The organism is Mesorhizobium sp. M1143 (genome assembly GCF_040318435.1).
GTDB lineage: Bacteria > Pseudomonadota > Alphaproteobacteria > Rhizobiales > Rhizobiaceae > Mesorhizobium.
The window spans coordinates 1-1,761 of sequence record NZ_JAMYMJ010000166.1; the positions used below are offsets into that span (position 1 = coordinate 1).

Here is a 1,761-nt window from a genome sequence, read left to right on the forward strand (position 1 = left end):
CACAGGCCTTTGCCCGCTTCTCATGCCTGGCCTGATAGTCGGCGAACCGCTTCTCCTGTGCAGCCTGCCATATCTCTTCGTCGGCGCGGGTCTTCGCCAACGCTTTGTCGATATCGGGATGATAGAGCCAACACCGTGGCGCGGATCGAAGCACCGCAGCCGCGATCTGTTCACGTGTCGAGTCTCGGGGCAACTTTGACAGGTCGATCTCGACAGCCATGACGCCGTGTTCCCGAAGGCGTTGAATCTTTGTTTCGTCGCTCGCATGGGTGACCGCGACTTCAACAAAGAGGTCATACCCTAGCGCCCGAACATAGAGGTCCGGGATAACCGTCTTCGGGTCAGTGAACTCGATTCGAAGGAATTGCGTCGTGACCTGCTGACCCGGCTTCGTCACGACGCTGCCCTTATTGAGCCCAAGGCGTTTCGGCAGGAGTAGCGACGGGTCTGCTCGAAACACCTCCTTGGCAAGGAGATGTAGAACGGTTTCAGGACCGCCCCCGCACGCGTCGCCACCGTCGTGCCCGAAGTGCGGCACGTTCTCATCACCCTTGCGAGCCACCAACCGACCGCCGCAGGCAGGGCAATTGCATCCGCAAGCAATGCCGCGCTGAACCTCGCTGATATGCGCCAACGTGCGGTCCGGCCTCAGCCCATAGACAAGCTGTGCACGATCGGTGCCGAAAGATATTCTCGCATTTTCGTGGTCGTCCACCTCGCCTCCGGTTTGCCCCGTTGAAGAGCCGGGATGCTCGGCAATGCCGCCTGACGAACACCGAGCCTATTCCTGTTCTCGGTTCGCCTCCAAAAGGAATTCTGTCGCCACAGCGGCAATTTTGCTAGCGGCCTGCCATGCGTTGAAATGTTCGCTGTGTAGAACTTGCTTCAGTCAGCTCGCCGCATCTGCCGCAGGCGCCAAAATGCAGGCTCCGATGCAATGTCGGGATCGGCTGCGAGCAACCGTTCGATGACCTCGTCGATATCGCGAGGCGGCGGCGCAGAACGATCAAGAATGGAACTGATCAGCAGCAGTGAGGCGCGCGGCTGCTGCGCCAGGAGATCCTCCTCATCCTCAAGCCCAAACCCATAGCGCAAGTCGTATCGCTGGATCGGGCAGACCAGGTCAAGAATTGTGGGAACCGCGCGTTCGAAGGCCTCACCGGCCAGCGCGGGCAGGTGCGCAAGGTTTTCCGATACCTCGGATGTCCGGGCTGATACGTCGTTCGGCCAATAATCGCGCAAGAAGGGCACAATGGACGCGTCCCAAAAGGCCGCTTTCGCATCCGCGTCTTTCTTGTCGCGGAGCAGTGAGCCAAGCTCCCACGCTATGCGAGAGAGCACGTTATTGGGCATGCGGGTCAGCGTCTGCCGGCACTCCAACCCGGTCAAATTGAAGCCGCCTTGTCCTTCGATGATCGCGAAGGCAGCGCCGATCAACGCGCCAGAGAGATGCTCTTGGATCGCTTCGTCGGTGCGCTCATGCTCGAGCGCGTGGAAGATCGCCGGCTTCAGGAGATTAAACAACTCGGCATATCGCGGCGCGACCGAGCGCGCGACGACGCTCATCAGATCGATCGCATCGTCGTTCTGCTCAAGTAGGCCTGGTAGCAGGTTGGCGTCCACCCAAGCTGGTGCAATCGTGTGAAGGAACGCCAGTTGCTGCAAGAGGGCACCGCGTGCGATCAGTCCAGCCCGCCCCGCTAGCTTTGCCAACATGTCGAAACGCCCCGCAAGCGACAGGGCCATGCCGCTGCCAGGTGC

2 protein-coding genes are annotated in these 1,761 nt (G+C 60.4%); both read right to left on the bottom strand.

The window, feature by feature from the left end; genetic code table 11:
- The coding region (locus tag NKH35_RS31635) for a competence protein CoiA family protein (RefSeq protein WP_352917561.1) at nucleotides 1-715 on the bottom strand (715 nt) is incomplete at its 3' end.
- 170 nt (nucleotides 716-885) lie between these two features.
- The coding region (locus NKH35_RS31640) for a hypothetical protein (protein ID WP_352917562.1) at nucleotides 886-1,761 on the bottom strand (876 nt) is incomplete at its 5' end.